Source organism: Methylotuvimicrobium buryatense, assembly GCF_005931095.1.
GTDB classification, from domain to species: Bacteria; Pseudomonadota; Gammaproteobacteria; order Methylococcales; family Methylomonadaceae; genus Methylotuvimicrobium; species Methylotuvimicrobium buryatense.
Map to the genome: position 1 here is coordinate 74,297 of NZ_CP035467.1, position 20,184 is coordinate 94,480.

Genomic DNA, 20,184 nt, shown 5'->3' on the forward strand with positions numbered 1-20,184 from the left:
TATGATTGCTTTTGCAAAAGAAAAACTGATTGAATATAAATATTATAAATATTTGCCGCAAAAAACAAAGAATAGCGATATTTATATAGTCGAGTTTCCTAAAAGTGGAGTGACTTGGTTTTCCAGTATCATCGCCAATATTAATTTGATCGAGTCTGGGTCTATTCATAGAGCAACATATTATAATATTTCTCAGATTATTCCGGACGTTCAAGTTTCCCGATCAATCATTGACGAGCCAATGTGGGATATGCCAAAGTTTAGATTTATAAAAAGCCATTACGGATATTGCCCATTTTACAATCATGTTATTTACTTGGTTAGAAATCCTGTAAGCGTCATGAATAGCTACTATGGGTTTATGGCACAAAGGCAACAATTCTCAGGTTCGCTCATAGATTTTGTTACAAATAAAAAATATGGTATTCAGGCTTGGAAAAGTCATGTCGAAGGATGGTTAAACAAGCCCAAGTCACAACGAATGCATGTGCTCAAGTTCGAAGATTTAAGAAAAAATACACTCGATGCAATCATTGAGTTATACACTAATTTGGGAGTCGGTATTTCTTCCGATACTGCAAATGAGGCGATTGAGCTTGTGAGTCTTGAAAGCATGAAACAGAATGAATCTCTCTATAATAAACACGATCCATTAAGAAAGTTACAATTTGTCGGTACGGGTAAAGCTGCTGCCGATATGGATGCAAGTGTTCGGCAATACATAATATCGGAAACAAAAGAACTTCTCGACATTCTTGGGTACTCGGTCGATGAAATATGAGTAGGCCAAACTTTTTGATTGCCGGTGCCGCAAAGTCCGGAACTACATCGCTGGATGGCTATTTAAAGCAACATCCTGACGTTTTTTTGCCAGAGATAAAAGAATGTAGATACTTTTCAAATATCTCGGACAAGAATATAAATCCATTCTCAAAAAAACAATGGACTAAGATAATATCGAATAAGAAAGAATATTATAATTTATTCGTCGATAAGCATAATAAGGCGATTGGCGATATTTCTCCTGATTATCTATATTATTATGAAGAATCAATAAAAAATATCAAATCGGAGTTAGGGGAATCGGTCAAAATTATTTTAATTCTTAGAAACCCGATAGATAGAGCTTATTCAAATTACTTACATATTGTAAGAGATGGATTCGACCAGCTCAGTATTGAGGAGGTTTTGAGAAAAGAAGATGACTGGGTTAAGGAAAATATATGGTATGGTTTTTTTATCACAAAACCCGGCTTTTACTATCAGTCAGTCAAGTCTTATCTGGAAAACTTTGACGATGTAAAAATTATAATATTCGATGATTTTTTAAAAGATAAAGAAAAATGTTTAAAAGAATTATGCATTTTTCTTGGTATCGATGAAACTTTTCAATTTCGTGATCCGTCATTTAAAAATAAAACAGGGGTTCCAAAGTACAAGTGTCTCGATTCAATTATAAAAAGCAAATATCCATTTAAGCCAACCTTAAAAAAGCTTCTCACTTGGTTTTTTGGAACTGAAAAATTGAATCAAAAATTAGATAAAATACAAGAGTCGAATTTAGTTAAGCCAACACTAGATAAAGCGACTAAAGAAAGGCTTTTCTATTTATATAAAAACGATATCGAAAGACTTGAAAAATTAATAGACAGAGACTTATCTCATTGGAAAATTATATGATTGTTTTTCGAGCTCGGCTTGTCTAGATAGTTATCTTGGGCCGAGTCTTCACTTTATATGGTAAATATTATGAGTATGCTTGTTAATATCGGATGCGGAGATGTTTATGTCGAAGGCTGGAAGAATTATGATTATATGCCGCACTCTTCTCATGTCAGTCAAGCCGATTTATTAGGTCGGCTTCCATTATCGGACGCGCAAGCGGATGTTGTGTATTCCTCGCACTTTATTGAGCATATACCGCGTGAATTAGTTAGCGGCTTCATATCGGAATGTTTTCGTATCACCAAAAGCGGCGGCGTTTTACGTTTGGTCTTGCCGGATTGGGAGGAATTGTGCGATACCTATCTGTCTCTGCGGCGTTCAGGAGGAGAGCAACACGAAAAGGCCGATTTTTTGATGTTGGAAATGCTAGACCAATGTGTGCGTCGGGTTTCTGGCGGTGAATTGGCTGCCTATTATGCGAGGCTAAACTTCGAGCCTAGTGAACAACGAGAGATGATTGAGTTCGTCCGGCAGCGCACTGGGTATGATCTGCATGCGCAGGTTCGGACTTTGCCGGGGAATCGTTGGTCAAGACTCATCAAAAACCCCAAAAAGATTATTAATAAGCTGGAGCAATTTTATATAAAAGGAATTGTGTCGCTATTACCTTCAACCTTTCGGCAACAAAATGTCAGTTTAACCGGAGTTGGGGAAAAACATGCATGGATGTATGATTTTCATACGATTGAATGTTTACTTTTGCAAGCCGGCTTTAAGGATGTGCGGCGAATGTCCGCAACAACATCGGCTATTTCCGATTTTCCATTCGAGCCCTTGGATGTCAATGCGAATGGTCTTCCGCGAAAGGGCGCGGAATCGATGTACCTAGAGGCGATAAAACCTTGAAAGTTACCCATCTTAATTGTTCCGATATCAGCGGTGGTGCTGCCCGAGCGGCTTATCGCATCCATCATGCCTTACGACAGCAAGGTATTGATTCGCGTATGTGTGTTGCCAATGCGCAGGCGGGTGATTGGACGGTAATGGGACCCCAATCAAAATGGTCTAAAGCCATTAGTAAATTGCGTCCATTATTGGGCGCTTTGTGCTCAAAGTCTTTGAGTTCGGGGAATTCGACATTCAATTCCCTCGCGATATTGCCTTCAAATCGCTCAAAAAATTTGAATGCATCGGATAGTGGTGTCATTCATCTGCATTGGGTCAATGATGAAATGATGTCGATCTCCGACATTGCTCGCCTCAACAAGCCTATCGTTTGGACATTGCACGACATGTGGGCATTTAGCGGCGCAGAACATTATCCTGAGCATCAACGATGGCAAGAGGGCTATACAAAAGAAAATAGGCCGGATTCCGAACGAGGACTGGATGTCAACCGCTGGGTTTGGAAGCACAAGCGAAAACATTGGCAGCGGCCGTTCCATATTGTGACTCCAAGTCACTGGTTGGCCGACTGCGTTCGAAAAAGCGTATTGATGGGCGATTGGCCGTTAACGGTGATACCGAATGCAATCGATACCGAAAAATGGTCCCCGGTCGACAAAGCTTTGGCACGGCAATTATTGCATTTACCCGAAGATGTGCCTTTGTTGTTATTCGGTGCAATAGGGGGCGTAAGCGATTTTCGTAAAGGCTTCGATTTATTGCAAGCGTCTTTGTTGCATTTACAGGGTTTGATGCCGGATTTAGAGCTATTGGTACTTGGACAATTGGCTCCGAAACACCCCCAGGGATTCGGGTTTCCAATGCATTACACAGGTCATTTGCACGACGATGTGAGTTTGCGTCTTTTTTATAGTGCGGCGGACGCAATTGTCGTGCCGTCGCGCCAGGACAACTTACCTAATGCCGGTGTTGAGTCGCTCGCTTGCGGGACTCCGGTGATTGCCTTCGATACTTGCGGCTTGCCCGATATTGTTCGACATAAACACTCCGGTTATTTAGCCCGTGCCTTTGATATTGAAGATTTGGCATGGGGTATTCAATGGGTAATGCAAGACGAAAAGCGTAACGATGAGTTGAGTCAAAATGCACGGACGGATGCGGTCGCGCGTTTTTCCTATTCGATCGTGGCTAATCAATATAGCCGGCTTTATCAATCATTAGTCTCGTCAGTTTAATAATGATTCTATCTTTCGTACTTCCAATTTTGCCCATTAATTTAGGTAGGCTGCCCGGTTTCGAAATTTAGCCGGCAAAAGTTATATTTATCAAATAATCAAAAATTCCAGTGACAAGTGACATTAATCGAAATAAGCCAACGCTGAGTATTATAACGGCGACTTATAATGCCGCATCTGTATTGCCAAGATTAATAGAAAGTCTCAGGCTTCAGACCGATCAAGATTTTGAATGGGTCGTTGCCGATGGGGCTTCCTCTGATAATACATTAGAGCTATTGGCTCAAGTTAAAGACCTAAATTTAGCAGTGGATTCAAGACCGGATTTTGGGATTTATGATGCGTTGAATCGTGCTGTTACGATGGCAAGCGGAAAATACTATCTGGTTTTAGGTGCCGACGACAGACTGTTTCCGGAAGCAGTGGCGGCGTTTCGCTCGGCTGTAGACGATTCCGATGTCGATATAATCACCGCAAAGGTTTTCGCCGATGGTATTGTTCATAGTGTAAGGCGGGCTTGGCCCTGGTTGTACGGGCAGTTTGCCTATGTCAGTAGCCATGCCGTCGGAACCGCTATTCGTAAAGGCTTGCATGAAAAATTCGGTTTATATTCTCACCGATTTCCGATGGCGGCGGATCAATTCTTTTTAAAGAAAGTGGGTGATAGCGGCGCTAATATTGTCAAAGCCGATTTTGTTGCCGGGGAGTTTTCTACCGAGGGAACCAGCGGCAACGACATCCTGGGTGCGTTAACCGAATGTTTTCGTGTGCAACTGGCGACAGGGGAGTACCGGTTCTTTCAACTAGTAATTTTTTTGGCAAGACTATTTAAGAATTATCGGAGACTTTAACGTGCTGCCAACGATATCCACAGTCATTCCGCTTTATAACAAAGCCCCGCATATCGCTCATACGTTAGCTAGTGTCCTTTCGCAAAAAGTGTTGCCGTTAGAAATTATCGTGGTCGATGATGGTTCGACAGACAACGGTGCGGATATCGTAGAAAGCCTTCAAAATCCTTTGATCAAATTAATACGACAAACGAACCAGGGGGAAAGTAGTGCGCGAAATGCTGGGCTTAGGGAGGCAAAAGGTTGTTATGTCGCCTTTCTAGATGCTGACGATTATTGGTATGACAATCATATTGAGAGATTGCAGCATTTGATCAAATCTTATCCTAACGCGGCTTTGTTTAGTACGATGCACGAAATCTTTCATGATGGAACAACGATAGTTCCGGGAATGCCATATCCGCAGAATTTTAATGGTTATGTCGATGATTTTTTTTGCCGCTTTGCGAATGGCCTGTCCTTAATTAATTCAACGACGGCATGTGTTAGAAAAGATGCGATGTTGTCTGTTGGTGGTTTTCCGGTCGGTGTAAAAAAGGGGCCCGATTTAATTGCTTGGACAAGATTAGCGCTAGATTATGAGGTAGCTCATGCTGCCGTCATCACCGCGGTGTACAATCGAGATGCGGTCAATCGAAGCGTGCGGATGCGCGAGAGCGAGGCCCCCGGATCTTTGCTTTATCTCAGTCAATTACTGTCGGAAGTAGAGGGCACGCATCGGCGGGAGTCAATTTCGTTACTTTTTTCACGGATTGCTTTTTATACATGCGCGGGAATGTGCGAGACAGGGGATTACGGTAGTGCCATAAGCATTCTAAAATTGGTAAAAGATTTAGGGTTGTGGGGTTTGTACATCAAAATCGCATTGTTGTTGTCAATACCGCCTAAGCTTCTGACCTTTGCGCGGCGCTGGAGGCATCGTTTTTAAGCGTATAATAGCGAAAATAACCTATTTAGGAATATGCACAAAATAACTTATACAAGTGGTAGGCTTTGCGGAGGTTCGGTGACTCGCTTGACAGGACGCCGTGAATACGTCCCTGTAGGCTTGACGGCGGAATCTGATTGCCATGGATGGCGTGAATGCAGATTGTGCAGGAGCAAAAATCTGCAAACGCCATGGATGGCGTGAATGCAGATTTTGCAGGAGCAAAAATCTGCCCTGCCGCCGACACCTGTCAATCGAGCCACCGAACCCCCTTCCAACAGTTGTCTAAGTTATCTCATGCTCGTTCCTTAGGATTGCCGGGGCGGTTTTCATTCTCGAGGCTTTGAGGAATTATTTTGAAAATTGTTTATGTCATTACTCGTTCCGATGTCATGGGGGGAGCGAGTGTGCACTTGCTTGATCTGGTTCGAGGGGTTCAAGAGGCGGGGCATGAGGTCTATATTTTGGTTGGCGGACATGGTGTTTTTCAAGCGCGCGCGAAAGCCAATCACTTGTCTTGTATTTCATTGCGTCACATGGTCCGCCAAATTAGCCCCGCTAATGATTGGCGTGGATTCTTTGAACTTAAAGAGATCATTTCAAAAATTAAGCCGGATATACTGCATCTTCATTCGTCGAAAGCCGGTATTTTGGGGCGTTTGGTCGCAAAACGGTTGAATATTCCAGTTGTGTTCACGGTTCATGGTTGGTCTTTTACCGAGGGCGTTTCCAATAAGAGGCGTTTGGTTTATAAGCATATCGAACGGTTCATGGCGAATTTTGCGGATAAAATCATTACGGTCTCGAATTATGATAGAAAATTGGCGCTTGATTTGGGTGTTGGCAATGAAAAACTTTTAACGACCATTCATAATGGCATACCCGATTCCCATCGAAAAATAAAAAGAGACCTGCCGTTCGGTCATGTTATCAAGCTGATTATGGTCGCGCGTTTCGAGGCGCCCAAAAACCATAACGCCCTATTAACGGCACTGGCTCGGCTTAAACATCTTCCATGGATCATTGAGTTCGTGGGCGATGGGCCGACCATGTGCAATATGACTGACTTAGCAAGGGATTATGGACTGGCGGAACGCGTTAAATTCTTAGGAGCCCGTAATGATGTGGATACTCTGTTGGAGAAGGCGGATATCTTTTGTCTAATTTCTAATTGGGAAGGTCTGCCGTTGACGATTTTAGAAGCCATGCGTGCCGGGCTACCGGTTATTGCGTCAAGGGTAGGCGGTGTGCCCGAGGCGGTTCAAGACGGTAAGACAGGAATATTGGTCGACCGTGATGATGAAGATGCATTGGCTCAAGCCATTACAAGCCTTGTCGAGTCGGAATCCTTGCGGATACAGATGGGGCAAAATGGGAGGCAACGGTTTGAGAAAGAATTTACTTTCCAAACAATGCTCCAAAAAACCATGCAGATTTATGATGCAGTCGTTCAGGGTAATCGATGAAACTTCTTGTAACGGGGGTAAACGGGTTCATTGGGCAAGGTCTTGTCAAGCGACTAACGGATGCGGGAAAGTACGAGGTTACGGGTATCGTTAGAAATAAGAGCGCTTCTATTCATTCGAATATAGAGACGGTAACGGTTAGCGAAATTACCGCCGCTACGGATTGGCAAGTGGTTCTGAAGAATGTTGACGGTATCGTCCATTTGGCGGCAAGAGCACACGTTTTGAATGATTCTTCCGCCGATCCCTTGGCCGAATTTCGGAAAGTCAATGTTGAAGGGACCTTGAATTTAGCCAGGCAGGCGGCGAGAGCAGGCGTCAAACGCTTTGTCTTTATCAGTTCCATTGGCGTCAACGGCAACAGTAATGAACAACCTTTTACCGAAATGGATAGACCTAGCCCCGTTGAAGCTTATGCCGTGTCGAAGTATGAGGCGGAGTGCGGTCTACAAGCAATAGCGAGTGAAACGGGAATGGAAGTCGTAATTATTCGTCCGCCGCTGGTCTATGGGCCCAATGCTCCCGGTAATTTCAGAAGGCTTATGGATTTTGCGGCGAAAAGCATACCGCTTCCGTTCGGTGCGGTCGATAACAAACGCTCGCTGATAGCTCTGGACAATTTAGTGGAGTTTATCGTGATATGTATCGATCATCCCAATGCAGCCAATGAAATTTTTTTGATTGCCGATGGCGAAGATGTGTCGACGATAGACTTATTGAAAATGACCGCTAGGGCGTTCGGAAGAAAACTATTGTTGATTCCGGTGCCGGTAAGTTGGTTGTATTTTGCGGCTAAGCTTATCGGGGAACCAGGGGTTGCGAAAAGCTTATTGGGTTCATTACGGGTTGACAGTACAAAGGCTAAAAGGCTATTGGGATGGAGCCCAGTCATTACGATGGAAGCACAATTGCAAAAAGCTGCCGAGGCGTATTTTAAGTAGCAAAAAGGGGTGTTATTCCCTTCTTAGGATTTGGTCGAAAATGACGTCCCTATTTTATGGAGGTTTCGGTAGCTCGATTGGCAGGTGTCGGCGGCAGGGCAGGTTTTTGCTCCTGCAAAATCTGCATTCACGCCATCCATGGCGTTTGTAGATTTTTGCTCCTCGGCAATTGCTGAGTTACATGGATGTAATGAATGCAGAAAATGCAGGAGCATTTTTCTGCCCTGCATCGCCTAAAGCGCCTACTGTTGGTGCCCTAATACACGCCATCCATGGCAATCAGTCGCCGCCGTCAAGCCTACATGGACGTATTCGCCCAGCACCTAAATTCTATCCATTGGCTATGGTTAACTATCTTGAATAATTTAGGTGCTGGGTTCACTGCGTCCTGTCAAACGAGTTACCGAAACCTCAACAAAGCTCATAGTTTCAGGGCGTTATTTATCACGAAATTCTAAATGCAATGAGGCTGCGCTAGGGGAAACCCGTCGTTGTAGATTTAACTCATTGATGAGACTTATCAATCAAAATAAGTCGAATGCAGATTGTTGTTGCCGGTTTTTGGCAAACAGCTATTCATTAAGAGCTTGCCTCAATGATAGGCAGTCATAGGTTGATTATGGTTTTAACGATAGCATTATGTTTATATGTTTTTACGGCAAGTTATCTGTTAACTGGGCTAATTAGGCGATACGCACTAAAAAAAAGATTGATAGATATTCCAAATTTACGAAGTTCGCATGATGTTCCGACGCCTAGAGGAGGTGGTTTCGCTGTTGTTATTGTCTTTTTATCCACCATTATAGGGTTAACGGTTATTTATGAACTGGAGGCAGACCCTCATACCATAGCTGTGTTGATTCTGTCAAGTGCTTTGATTGCCGGAATTGGTTTTTGGGATGATCATCAACCGTTGGCGGCTAAATGGCGTTTTTTGGTGCATTTTATCGCGGCAACCGGCGCATTGTTCTTGCTACCGGAATTGCCGGGGATACAATTGTTTTCCTGGGTCTTGGATAGTTCGATAATTTTGTTTTTTTTCTATAGCTTGATGCTCGTTTGGTTATTGAACCTTTATAACTTCATGGATGGTATCGATGGGCTCGCGGGTGTTGAGGCAATGACGACGGCAGGTGCGGCCGTTTTGCTGCTGGGGCTGCAAGGTCAAATGTATTGGGCATTGATTACATTATTATTGGCCGCTTGCGTAGGCGGTTTTTTAGTATGGAATTGGCCGCCGGCGAAGATTTTCATGGGTGATGCTTGTAGCGGATTTTTGGGATTTATCTTAGGTTTGATGGCCCTAATGACCTCAATAAGTGGGGGGCTGAATATGTGGTGTTGGTGGATTTTAATGTCGGTATTCATTGTCGATGCCACGACAACATTATGTCGACGAATAATGAGAGGGGAAATTTGGTATCAGGCTCACCGGAGTCATGCCTATCAGATATTATCGAGGCGCTTAAATTCGCATAAAAAGGTAACGCAAAGCGTGCTGGCGATAAATGTGTTTTGGTTACTGCCTTGGGCTTATGTGTCGGTGGTGTACGAAGCTTGGGCACCGTTGATCTGTATCGTTGCGATGGCGCCTTTGTGTGTTGCAGTTCTGAAGCTTGGCGCCGGCACGACTAATGATTGAATCATGATGTTTGCGTATGACGCTTTGCTAATCCGGCCTACCGTTTTATTAAATAGTGCTTAACAAAATGACGCGAAAAAAGCTTCCGATCGGTATACAAACCTTCTGCGAAATACGCGAAGACGATTGTTACTATGTCGACAAGACAGCTTATGCGTTGAAGCTTGCGGTCGAAGGTAAATATTATTTTCTGTCGCGACCGAGGCGCTTTGGTAAATCTTTGTTTCTCGACACGCTGGCCGAATTATTTGCCGGCAAAGAAGTATTGTTTCAAGGGCTTTATTGTCATGATAAATGGGATTGGGCTAAGCAGTATCCGGTGATTCGGATTAGTTTTGCCGAAGGTGTGCTGCAGAGCCGAGCCGATTTGGATGAGAAAATCGGAGAAATTCTGGATTTCAATAGAAAACAATTGGATATCGATCCTCAACAGCCGAGTATTTCCGGTAATTTTTCAGAAATGATCAGGTTGGCGCATCAAAAATACGGTCAACGCGCGGTTGTATTAATCGACGAATACGACAAACCGATACTCGACAACATTACTAACCCGGACATCGCCCGGCAGATGTGCGATGGCTTGCGCAATCTATACTCGGTGATCAAGGGGCAAGATGCGCATATCCGCTTTGCGTTTTTGACCGGCGTATCCAAATTCAGCAAGGTTAGCTTGTTTTCGGGCTTGAATAATCTACAGGATATCACCGTCGACAAACGCTATTCGGCGGTATGCGGTTATACCGAAGCCGATCTCGACACGGTATTCGCGCCGGAATTGCAAGGCCTTGAACGGGGCAAAATCAGGGATTGGTACAATGGTTACAATTGGCTGGGCGAGGCGGTTTATAATCCTTTTGATCTATTGCTTCTGTTCGATACGCGTGAATTCAAACCTTACTGGTTCGAGACCGGCACGCCGACCTTTTTGGTGGATCTGCTGATGCAACGGGGTTTTTTCACGCCGGATTTCGAAAAACTGTTGGCGACCGAAACCTTACTGTCGACTTTCGATGTCGATCATATCGCCAGCGAAGCTTTATTGTTCCAAACCGGTTATTTGACAATCGTATCGTCGCGGAATTTACCCGGGATGACGCAAGTGACATTGGGGTATCCGAATCTGGAAGTGAAGGCGAGTCTGAACGGCGTTCTGCTGCAAGCCTTGACCGTCGATCCGGCACGTTACGGCAGGCAGGCCGGTCAATTATACGATTTATTGCTGGTTAACGATTTCGAAGGTCTTCAAAACTTATTCACGGCCTTTTACACCGGCATTCCGCACGATTGGTACCGCAACAACCCGATCGCGCAATACGAAGGATACTATGCGACCGTGTTCTATAGCTACTTCGCGGCGTTGGGCTTGACCGTCACGCTCGAAGACGCGACCAATCATGGCCGTATCGACATGACAGTGCATTTCAACGGGCAAATCTATCTATTCGAATTCAAGGTTGTGGAACTGGTGCCGGAAGGCAAAGCCTTACGGCAATTGAAGAATAAGAACTACACCGAGAAATATAAAGCCGAAAGGATACCGATACATTTGATCGGCGTTGAATTCAGCAAGGAAAGTCGTTCGGTAGTCGGGTTCGACATCGAAACGCTCGGAGCCGGTGTATGACAAAACTGCCGATCAGCATGCAAGTTTTTCGATCGGAAATACTTGATGTTAGCAGCTTCGATTCGGATCAGGTATAACCGGCACGTTGAGCAATTCGGTGAGTTTCATTTTGGAAGGGTTAAAGAGCATGGAAAATTTAGCGGACTGGTTTTTAAGATTATCGCGCCCTAAAAAAGCGGCGATAACGATGACTGCGGACGTTTTTTTTGCGGTCTTCGCGCTGTGGCTGGCGTTTTCTTTGCGTTTTGGTGAGTTTTATGTTCCTGAAGACCGTGTTTGGGTTTTGTTCGTATTGGCTCCCTGTATTGTCATTCCGATTTTTATCAGAATGGGTCTGTACCGGGCGATTATTCGTTATATCGGCGTCAGAGCGTTAGCGACGATCGTTCAAGCGGTCACTTTGTATGCGTTGATATTTGCCGCCTTAGTATTTCAATTGAGAGTCGGGTTGGTGCCGAGAACGGTGCCACCGCTGAATTGGTTGATCATATTGTTCTTTGCCGGCGGGAGCCGGTTTATGGCGCGATGGTGGTTTGGCGAGCAATATGCGCGTATGGCAAGGAGTGCCGATCCGGAATTGTGTCGCCGCAATAATGTCATTATTTATGGGGCAGGAAGTGCAGGTGTGCAATTGTCTTCGGCATTAGCACATGGCCATGATTTTCGGCCGATTGCATTTATTGACGACAATGGCATGTTGCATGGGCAAAAAGTTAACGGCGTTAAGATTCATCCGTTTACCGCGTTAAGTTATTTAATCGATAAATTTGCCGTTACCGATATTCTGTTGGCGATGCCGTCGGTTGCCAGAAGCCGGAGGAGCGAGATTATTCGCCTATTGGAGCCTTTTCCGGTCCATGTTCGGTCAATGCCGGGAATGTCCGATATTGCGCAAGGGAAGGTGACGTTCGATGAATTGCAAGAGGTGGATATAGCCGATTTGCTGGGTCGGGATGCCGTGGTTCCGGATCAGACTTTATTGACCGCCAATACGGCCGGGAAAAAGGTTATGGTCACCGGTGCCGGCGGTTCGATCGGCTCGGAGTTGTGCAGACAAATTATTCAATTGCAACCAAAGACATTGATTTTATTCGAGCGATGCGAGTTTGCGCTCTATGAGATCGAGAGGGAGTTAAATCTTTATTTGGCAAAATCGGATGTTGTCGATACGCAAATCATTGCCGTTCTCGGGTCGGTGGTTAACGGGAGTCGAGTAGAAAAAATTTGCCGGGCATTCGGTGTGCAAACGATCTATCATGCCGCCGCTTATAAGCATGTGCCGATGGTTGAGAAAAACCCGGGCGAAGCGGTACGGAATAATATATTCGGCACTTTACATACCGCCCGCGCCGCTATCGAAGCGAATGTAGAGACTTTCGTATTAATTTCGACCGATAAGGCGGTACGTCCAACCAATACGATGGGGGCGACCAAGCGCTTTGCCGAGCTGATTCTGCAGGCCTTAAGCATTGAAAACCAAAAGCTGCGGACAACGCGTTTTACGATGGTGCGTTTCGGCAATGTGTTGGGCTCGTCGGGCTCTGTGGTGCCGTTATTCCGTGAACAAATTGCCAAGGGCGGGCCGGTGACTGTGACCGATCCGAAAATCATTCGCTATTTCATGACGATACCGGAAGCTGCCCAATTGGTGATACAGGCAGGAGCAATGGGTCAGGGCGGCGATGTTTTTGTCTTGGACATGGGCGAACCGGTCAAGATTTTGGACTTGGCGAAACGTATGATCAAGCTTAGCGGTTTAACGGTCAAGGGTGATGCGCGACCTGACGGCGATATCGAGATTGTATATACTGGTTTGCGATCGGGAGAAAAGCTCTATGAAGAGCTATTGATAGGCGACAATGTTTCCGTAACCGACCATCCGCGTATCATGCGGGCCGAAGAAGAGGTTATTGCTTGGAATGAGCTTGAAAAATTGTTGTCGGCAATGGAGCAGGCTGCATTAGTTGACGACTATAGGCAAGTCCGGATGATTTTGAAACAAGCGGTATCGGGTTTTTCGCCCCAATGCGATATCGACGATTGGTTATTCAACTGCTCGACGAATAGTTCTGCCGCGAATAATACATTGTCGAATTATTTAGAAAAAATAGCCGAGCATGATTAAAGAGGCAAAAAAAACCTCCCAATGCTTGGAGGCAGAGGGAGGTGAAAAATCAAGCAGAGTTTTGAGGAGGAACTGCTTGTTGGTACTACACCAGGAGGGTTAGAACATGGTAAACGAATCTGCATAGGAATTTTCTATCAATTCGATGGCATTCCAGCAAGTTGCAGTTAAATTCAACTAATCAGGGGTCTCCGATGCATGGATATCGTTGACTATTAGTGAGGCAATGAAGTTTTGCAGCGGACTTGGGAAATACTATACAGAGATTATTTCAGCAGACAATAGGGTGATTTGTTGATAAATTGTTTCTTGATTAGAAACAAAAGGCATGCAAAATAGTCTCTTTTTCTTGAGACTAATCTATCGAGACGTTTATTTGGAAGATGGAGTCTTGAAATTTCGCTTAAGGCGCTATTATAGCGCCGCGAATATTAAGTAAAAATGAAATAAATGGCAAGCGGTAGTTGTGTATTGTGGTCGCGGAGCGATTCTAAAACGGAATTATCGTGAGCAACGGGTTAAGCTGTTGACTCGAGCATTTGAAACTCAAAGAGAGATAAATGGACAAATTAACCAGTATGAATGTTTTCGTTCGGGTGGCAAAGGCCGGTAGTTTTGCCGGCGGCGCGCGCGATTTGGATATTTCGAGAGCTATGGCAACCAAACATATCATGCAATTGGAAGAACATTTAGGCACCCGTCTGTTTAATAGAACCACGCGAAGTCTGAGTCTGACAGAAATGGGCGCATCGTATCTGGAACGTTGCCAACAGGTATTGGATGATATCGAAGAAATGGAAGCTACGGTAACGCAACTGCAGACCGAGCCGCGCGGAACGCTGAAAATCAGTGCGCCGCAAGTCATCGGCGCCACCCAGATTGCGCCGGCGATATCGGAGTTTCTCAAGTTGTATCCCGATCTGGAGGTGACTATCATTTTGCAAGGCAATATGGGTGACCTGATTGATGAGGGCATTGATCTCGCGATAAATTTGGGCGGCGTTGAAGATTCCAGTATGATTGCGCGCAAACTCGCCAGTTCTCCGTTAGTGGTATGCGGTGCTCCGGGTTATTTTCAACAATATGGCATTCCTAAAACGCCCGAGGACTTGACCGATCATAGTTGTTTGGTCAATTGGTCGATTCCGCCGAGGGATCAATGGCGGTTCAAGGGGCCTTACGGTGATTTGATGATCAAGGTGAAAGGACGCATAGTCGCCAACGTGGCCGATCCGATTCGAGTCGGCGCGATAGAGGGATTGGGAATGGTGATGTTACCCAGGTATATCGTCGGTAAGGATATCGAAAAAGGTAAGTTAATGCCGGTATTGGAAGATTATGGATTGGCGCCCCTGGAGATACATGCCGTTTATCCGCATCGAAAATATTTGTCTACCAAGGTCAGAAAGTTTTTGGATTTTTTACAGGAATGGTTGCCCAGGCGGATTGGTATTGACGGAATCTAAGGCAGCAATTTCGGCAAAATGGGATGCCGTTTACCGGCTGGGCGAGATTTCGGATTACCGGCCGGCTGAGGTTTTATCGGGTAATGCATTTTTGTTGCCGCAAAATGGTGCGGCTTTGGATTTGGCTTGCGGATTAGGCGCTAATGCTCGATTGCTTGCGACGGCAGGCTTGGCTGTTTTTGCCTGGGATATATCGACCGTAGCGGTAGAAAAATTACAAGATGATGCCGACAAGAAAGGCTTGGCTATTCAGGCAAAGCAATGCGCTATCGATAAAAAATCTTTCTTCGGCTATCGTTTCGATGTCATTGTTATCAGTCGATTTCTTGACCGGAGTCTGTGTGATGCGATAATAGGCGCGTTGAATCCCGGCGGTTTGTTATTTTATCAGACGTATACCCGCGAGAAAGTCGTTGAAAGAGGGCCGAATAATCCCGACTTTTTATTAGCTGAGGGCGAATTATTGGAATTATTTGCCGAATTAAAGCTGATTTATTATCGGGAAAACGGATCGGTAGGCAGCATAGGTTTAGGGCTCAGGAATGAAGCTCAATTCATTGGTAGGAAAAGATAATTTTATTCAAATTCTAACGGGCCTAAGATCGAAAAATTGAATCCGTTGCGATCTGTTTGAACAACACCCCTTTAACGTCATTTGCTAAACTTAGCCGATCGATTCCATTATGGTAGAAAATTTAGAACCGAAACAAGCTTGGCAATTATTGCAAACCGACCAGAGCGCCGTACTGGTCGATGTCAGGACCAAAATGGAATATAGCCACGTCGGTCACCCGATCGGTGCGGTTCATATTCCATGGAAAGAATATCCGGATTGGCAAGTCAATACCGCGTTTGTCGAGCAGGCAGCTGAAGCGGTTCCCGATAAAAATGCGCCTGTGTTGTTGCTGTGCCGAAGCGGGCAGCGATCGTTGGATGCGGCGGCTGCCTTGGAGGCGGCAGGGTATTCTCGTCCTATCAATATATTGGAAGGCTTCGAAGGACCTCTCGACGACGACAAACATCGCGGTAACCTGGGAGGTTGGCGCTTTCATAATCTACCGTGGGAACAAAGCTAACTAACCATTCACAACTTGCCTTTCTCAATATTCGGCGACTGACTTCTCAATTCACGAGTACAGGTTGCCGCATAATTCATTAATCATCAGAGTTTATTTAAGTGATCGAAAATTTAAGAAATATCGCAATCATTGCGCACGTAGACCACGGCAAAACCACCTTGGTCGATAAATTGTTGCAACAATCCGGCACGTTCAAGAGCCATGAAAAGGTTTCCGAGCGGATCATGGATTCGAACGACATTGAAAAAGAACGGGGTATTACGATTCTGGCCAAAAATACCGCGTTGGATTGGAACGGCTATCATATTAATATCGTCGATACCCCAGGCCATGCCGATTTCGGCGGAGAAGTAGAGCGCGTATTATCGATGGTCGATTCGGTTTTGCTGCTAGTCGACGCCGTCGATGGGCCGATGCCGCAAACTCGTTTCGTGACGCAAAAAGCGTTTGCATTGGGTTTAAAACCGATTGTCGTGATCAATAAAATCGACCGCCCCGGCGCTCGTCCGGATTGGGTGGTCGATCAAACCTTCGACTTGTTCGACCGTCTTGGCGCGACCGATGAGCAATTGGATTTTCCGATCGTCTATGCGTCGGCGCTCAATGGTTATGCCAGTTTGGATTCCGATGCGACCGACGGCGATATGACGCCGTTGTTCGAAACGATCGTAGAAAAAGTCAGTCCGCCTGCTGTCGACTTGGACGGACCATTTCAAATGCAGGTCAGTAGCCTGGACTACAACTCCTATGTCGGCGTGATCGGGATTGGACGTATTCAGCGAGGTAAGGTGAAAACCAATATGCCGTTGACGTTGATCAATCGTGAAGGGGCGATCCGAAAAGGTCGTATTTTACAAATCTTCGGTTTCCATGGGCTGGAACGCGTCGAAGTGTCGGAAGCGCAAGCCGGGGACATCATTGCGTTTACCGGCATCGATAAGCTGGAAATTTCTGAGACCTTATGTCATCCCGATGCGGTAGAAGCGCTGCCGGCCTTGTCGGTCGACGAGCCGACCGTGACGATGACTTTTCAAGTCAACACCTCGCCGTTTGCCGGACGCGAAGGTAAGTTTCTGACCTCGAGACAAATTCGCGATCGTTTGCAAAAAGAATTACAGCATAATGTCGCATTAAGAGTCGAGGATACCGACGACCCGGATAAGTTTAAAGTGTCCGGACGCGGCGAACTGCATCTATCGGTATTGATCGAAAATATGCGCCGCGAAGGCTTCGAATTGGGTGTGTCCCGGCCGGAAGTCATTATTAAAGAAATCGATGGCGAGAAATGCGAGCCTTTCGAATTCGTGACGATCGAGGTAGAGGAAATTCATCAGGGTACGATTATGGAGAAACTCGGCGAACGCAAAGGCGATTTGTTGAATATGGTGCCGGACGGCAAAGGCCGTATTCGATTGGAGTATATGATTCCGTCGCGCGGTTTAATCGGATTCCAAACCGAGTTCATGACATCGACCTCAGGTTCAGGTTTGCTGTATCATGTATTCGATCATTACGGACCTATCAAAAAAGGCGAATTGGGTGCGCGTAAACGTGGCGTGTTGGTCTCGATGGCTCAAGGCAAAGCATTGGCCTATGCCTTGTTTGCGTTACAGGAGCGTGGCGAGTTGTTTTTGGTGCATGCCGATGAAGTGTACGAAGGCATGTTGGTCGGCATTCATTCCCGCAGCAACGATTTAGTTGTGAATCCGACTAAAGCGAAGCAGTTGACTAACATCAGAGCGGCGGGAACCGACGAGAATCTGATTTTAACGCCGATTCAGAAAATGTCGCTGGAGCAAGCCTTGGAGTTTATCGATGAAGACGAACTGGTTGAGGTGACGCCGGTATCGATTCGCTTGCGTAAGAAATTGCTGCAGGAACATGAGCGCAAAAAGGCATCGAGAGCCGCGGCTGCTTAAAAAGCATAAAAAAAGCCTCGAATCGACTTGCGATTCGAGGCGTTTATCGCCGAGTGGTTGGCTTATGCGATCGTCCCTACGACACCCTGTCGAAATCTATCCCTAACTCCTATGTTTTGGCGACGGCTTATTGTGCCGCAAAATGACTAAAAAAGAAGTCAGTCAAAGCTGAAATTTATGTACGTCTAGGCTTACAAAATAAGATTAGTCTTTAATTAGCAGCGAATCGCTGCATAATTGATTTTTTTCATAGTAGAATAAGCCCGCTAATTATTAACAACGCAGTCTTTATGACCTCACGAAGCGCGCGAATCGAGCGCAACACACTCGAAACACAAATAGCAGTCGCAATTAATCTGGATGGTACCGGACGCGCGGTTTTTTCAACCGGCGTGCCTTTTCTCGAGCACATGATGGATCAAATTGCGCGGCATGGTTTGATCGATCTCGATGTTACCGCTAAAGGCGATCTGCATATTGACGACCATCATACCGTCGAAGATATCGGTATTACACTCGGTCAAGCCTTTGCTCAAGCGGTCGGCGATAAAAAAGGCCTATATCGCTACGGCCATGCTTATGTGCCGCTCGATGAAGCCTTATCTCGCGTCGTGATCGATTTTTCAGGTCGTCCGGGATTGGTGTACGATGTCAAATTTCCTAGAGGCGCAATCGGCCGCTTCGATGTCGATTTATTCCGAGAGTTTTTCCAAGGCTTTGTTAACCATGCCGGCGTGACCTTGCACATCGATAACCTTAAAGGTTCCAATGCGCATCATATTGCCGAAACCATATTCAAAGCGATGGGCCGCGCGTTACGCATGGCGGTCGCGCAAGATCCGCGAATGGCCGGAATGATGCCGTCAACCAAAGGAACACTGTAACCCTATCTTCACTATGTCATCAGTCGCAGTTATCGATTATGGAATGGGCAATCTGCATTCCATTGCTAAAGCTTTGCAACATGCGGACCCTCGTACCGAAGTCAGGGTCGTATCCGATATCGAATCCGTTTTGCGGGCCGATCGCATCGTTTTCCCCGGCGTTGGAGCGATCGGCGATTGCATGCAAGCGCTCAATACCTCAGGTCTTGCCTCGGCGATCAAGACCGCCGCGCAAGAAAAACCGATGCTCGGTATTTGTCTGGGCATGCAGGCTTTATTGACCGATAGCGAGGAAAGCGATGCGACAATGTGTTTGAATATCATTCCGGGCCATGTGCGGCGCTTTTCTGATAACCTTCAGGATAAAAACGGCGAACGGCTGAAAATTCCTCACATGGGTTGGAATCGAGTTAAGCAACAGCCTCACCCGCTTTGGGAAAATATCGAACCGGGCAGCCGATTTTATTTTGTGCATAGCTATTATGCCGTTCCCGAGGATGAATCAGTCGTATCCGGTACTTCGGATTATCCGAAACCATTTGCCTGTGCATTGGCAAAGGCAAATATTTTTGCCGTGCAATTTCACCCTGAAAAAAGTCAATCAGCCGGCTTACAGCTATTGAAAAACTTTTTGCAGTGGGATGGACAATTTAACGTTAATTGATAGGGCGTCCGGTTAATCCGGCATTAAAATCTTGAGGATGTTGATCTTATGTTGTTGATACCTGCAATCGATTTGAAAGAAGGAAAATGTGTCCGTTTGCGGCAGGGCAAGATGGACGACGATACGGTGTTTTCTGACGATCCGGTGAGTATGGCTGGAAAATGGGTCGAAGCCGGTGCCAAACGCATTCACTTGGTGGATTTGGACGGTGCGTTTGCCGGTAAACCGAAAAATGCCGCGATTATTCGGAGCATTGTCGAAGCCTATCCAGATATACCGGTACAAATCGGGGGCGGTATTCGCGACGAGGATACGATTCAGGCGTATCTCGAAGCCGGCGTTCAATATGTCATTATCGGCACTAAAGCGGTCAGTGAGCCGCACTTTATCAAAGATGTCGCAATCGAATTTCCAGGGCATATCATTGTCGGACTCGATGCCAAAGATGGGAAAGTGGCCATCGACGGTTGGTCTAAACTTTCCCATCATGATGTGATCGACATGGCGCAGAAATTTGAGGCAGACGGTGTCGAGGCAATCATTTATACCGATATTTCACGCGATGGCATGATGAGCGGCGTCAATGTCGAGGCGACCGCCGAATTGGCCCGTTCGATCCGAATTCCAGTGATCGCCTCGGGCGGCATAACCAATTTGGATGATATCAAAGCGCTTGGCAAGCATGTCGGCGATGGTATTGTCGGTGCGATAACAGGGCGTGCAATCTATGAAGGAACGTTGGATTTTGCCGAAGCTGCGAAATTGGCCGAGTCTTTCGGCGATTGATCG

The 20,184-nt window shown here is 45.9% G+C and carries 19 protein-coding genes; all 19 read left to right on the top strand.

Annotation, left to right across the window (positions count from 1 at the left end; all coding sequences use genetic code 11):
• The first annotated feature begins 1 nt into the window (after position 1).
• The gene (locus tag EQU24_RS00340; protein ID WP_175421646.1) at positions 2–781 is read left to right on the top strand and encodes a sulfotransferase domain-containing protein; all 780 of its coding nucleotides are present in this window, start codon (positions 2–4) and stop codon (positions 779–781) included.
• Entirely contained in the window at positions 778–1,680 is a 903-nt protein-coding gene (locus EQU24_RS00345; protein WP_017841415.1) for a sulfotransferase family protein, read from the top strand. The genes EQU24_RS00340 and EQU24_RS00345 overlap by 4 nt, the downstream gene beginning before the upstream one ends.
• 69 nt (positions 1,681–1,749) lie before the next feature.
• Positions 1,750–2,571: a class I SAM-dependent methyltransferase gene (locus EQU24_RS00350; protein ID WP_175421647.1), complete on the top strand. Its 822-nt coding sequence runs from the start codon at positions 1,750–1,752 to the stop codon at positions 2,569–2,571.
• Complete coding sequence (locus EQU24_RS00355) at positions 2,568–3,806, top strand: glycosyltransferase family 4 protein (protein WP_017841413.1); 1,239 nt, start codon at positions 2,568–2,570, stop codon at positions 3,804–3,806. Before EQU24_RS00350 ends, EQU24_RS00355 begins: the two co-directional genes overlap by 4 nt.
• Positions 3,807–3,916: 110 nt before the next feature.
• Positions 3,917–4,657, top strand: coding sequence for a glycosyltransferase (locus EQU24_RS00360; protein WP_175421648.1), 741 nt, complete (start codon positions 3,917–3,919; stop codon positions 4,655–4,657).
• Between the two features lies 1 nt (position 4,658).
• Positions 4,659–5,585 (top strand): glycosyltransferase family 2 protein, encoded by a 927-nt coding sequence (locus EQU24_RS00365; protein ID WP_014146584.1) that lies wholly within the window; start codon positions 4,659–4,661, stop codon positions 5,583–5,585.
• 155 nt (positions 5,586–5,740) lie between these two features.
• The gene (locus EQU24_RS00370; RefSeq protein ID WP_083877740.1) at positions 5,741–5,932 is read left to right on the top strand and encodes a hypothetical protein; all 192 of its coding nucleotides are present in this window, start codon (positions 5,741–5,743) and stop codon (positions 5,930–5,932) included.
• Positions 5,933–5,941: 9 nt separating this feature from the next.
• Positions 5,942–7,051 carry a glycosyltransferase family 4 protein gene (locus tag EQU24_RS00375; RefSeq protein ID WP_017841411.1) on the top strand — a complete coding sequence of 370 codons (1,110 nt, stop codon included), beginning with the start codon at positions 5,942–5,944 and terminating at the stop codon, positions 7,049–7,051.
• Complete coding sequence (locus tag EQU24_RS00380) at positions 7,048–7,992, top strand: UDP-glucose 4-epimerase family protein (protein ID WP_017841410.1); 945 nt, start codon at positions 7,048–7,050, stop codon at positions 7,990–7,992. Before EQU24_RS00375 ends, EQU24_RS00380 begins: the two co-directional genes overlap by 4 nt.
• Positions 7,993–8,845: 853 nt before the next feature.
• Positions 8,846–9,634 (top strand): MraY family glycosyltransferase, encoded by a 789-nt coding sequence (locus EQU24_RS00390; protein ID WP_017841409.1) that lies wholly within the window; start codon positions 8,846–8,848, stop codon positions 9,632–9,634.
• A gap of 67 nt (positions 9,635–9,701) precedes the next feature.
• Entirely contained in the window at positions 9,702–11,258 is a 1,557-nt protein-coding gene (locus tag EQU24_RS00395) for an ATP-binding protein (RefSeq protein ID WP_017841408.1), read from the top strand.
• Between the two features lie 127 nt (positions 11,259–11,385).
• Positions 11,386–13,383 (top strand): polysaccharide biosynthesis protein, encoded by a 1,998-nt coding sequence (locus EQU24_RS00400; RefSeq protein WP_017841407.1) that lies wholly within the window; start codon positions 11,386–11,388, stop codon positions 13,381–13,383.
• Between the two features lie 560 nt (positions 13,384–13,943).
• Entirely contained in the window at positions 13,944–14,849 is a 906-nt protein-coding gene (locus tag EQU24_RS00405; RefSeq protein ID WP_017841406.1) for a LysR family transcriptional regulator, read from the top strand.
• A complete protein-coding gene (locus tag EQU24_RS00410; RefSeq protein ID WP_017841405.1) occupies positions 14,836–15,423 on the top strand; it encodes a class I SAM-dependent methyltransferase in 588 nt (195 codons plus the stop codon). The genes EQU24_RS00405 and EQU24_RS00410 overlap by 14 nt, the downstream gene beginning before the upstream one ends.
• A gap of 109 nt (positions 15,424–15,532) precedes the next feature.
• On the top strand, positions 15,533–15,925 hold the full coding sequence (locus EQU24_RS00415; RefSeq protein WP_017841404.1) for a rhodanese-like domain-containing protein: 393 nt from the start codon (positions 15,533–15,535) through the stop codon (positions 15,923–15,925).
• A 101-nt stretch (positions 15,926–16,026) separates the two neighbouring features.
• Complete coding sequence (typA, locus tag EQU24_RS00420; RefSeq protein ID WP_017841403.1) at positions 16,027–17,847, top strand: translational GTPase TypA; 1,821 nt, start codon at positions 16,027–16,029, stop codon at positions 17,845–17,847.
• A gap of 290 nt (positions 17,848–18,137) precedes the next feature.
• The gene (hisB, locus tag EQU24_RS00425) at positions 18,138–18,731 is read left to right on the top strand and encodes an imidazoleglycerol-phosphate dehydratase HisB (protein ID WP_017841402.1); all 594 of its coding nucleotides are present in this window, start codon (positions 18,138–18,140) and stop codon (positions 18,729–18,731) included.
• 13 nt (positions 18,732–18,744) lie between these two features.
• Entirely contained in the window at positions 18,745–19,395 is a 651-nt protein-coding gene (gene hisH / locus EQU24_RS00430; RefSeq protein ID WP_026130250.1) for an imidazole glycerol phosphate synthase subunit HisH, read from the top strand.
• A 48-nt stretch (positions 19,396–19,443) separates the two neighbouring features.
• Positions 19,444–20,181: a 1-(5-phosphoribosyl)-5-[(5-phosphoribosylamino)methylideneamino]imidazole-4-carboxamide isomerase gene (gene hisA, locus EQU24_RS00435; protein ID WP_017841400.1), complete on the top strand. Its 738-nt coding sequence runs from the start codon at positions 19,444–19,446 to the stop codon at positions 20,179–20,181.
• Positions 20,182–20,184: the final 3 nt, after the last annotated feature.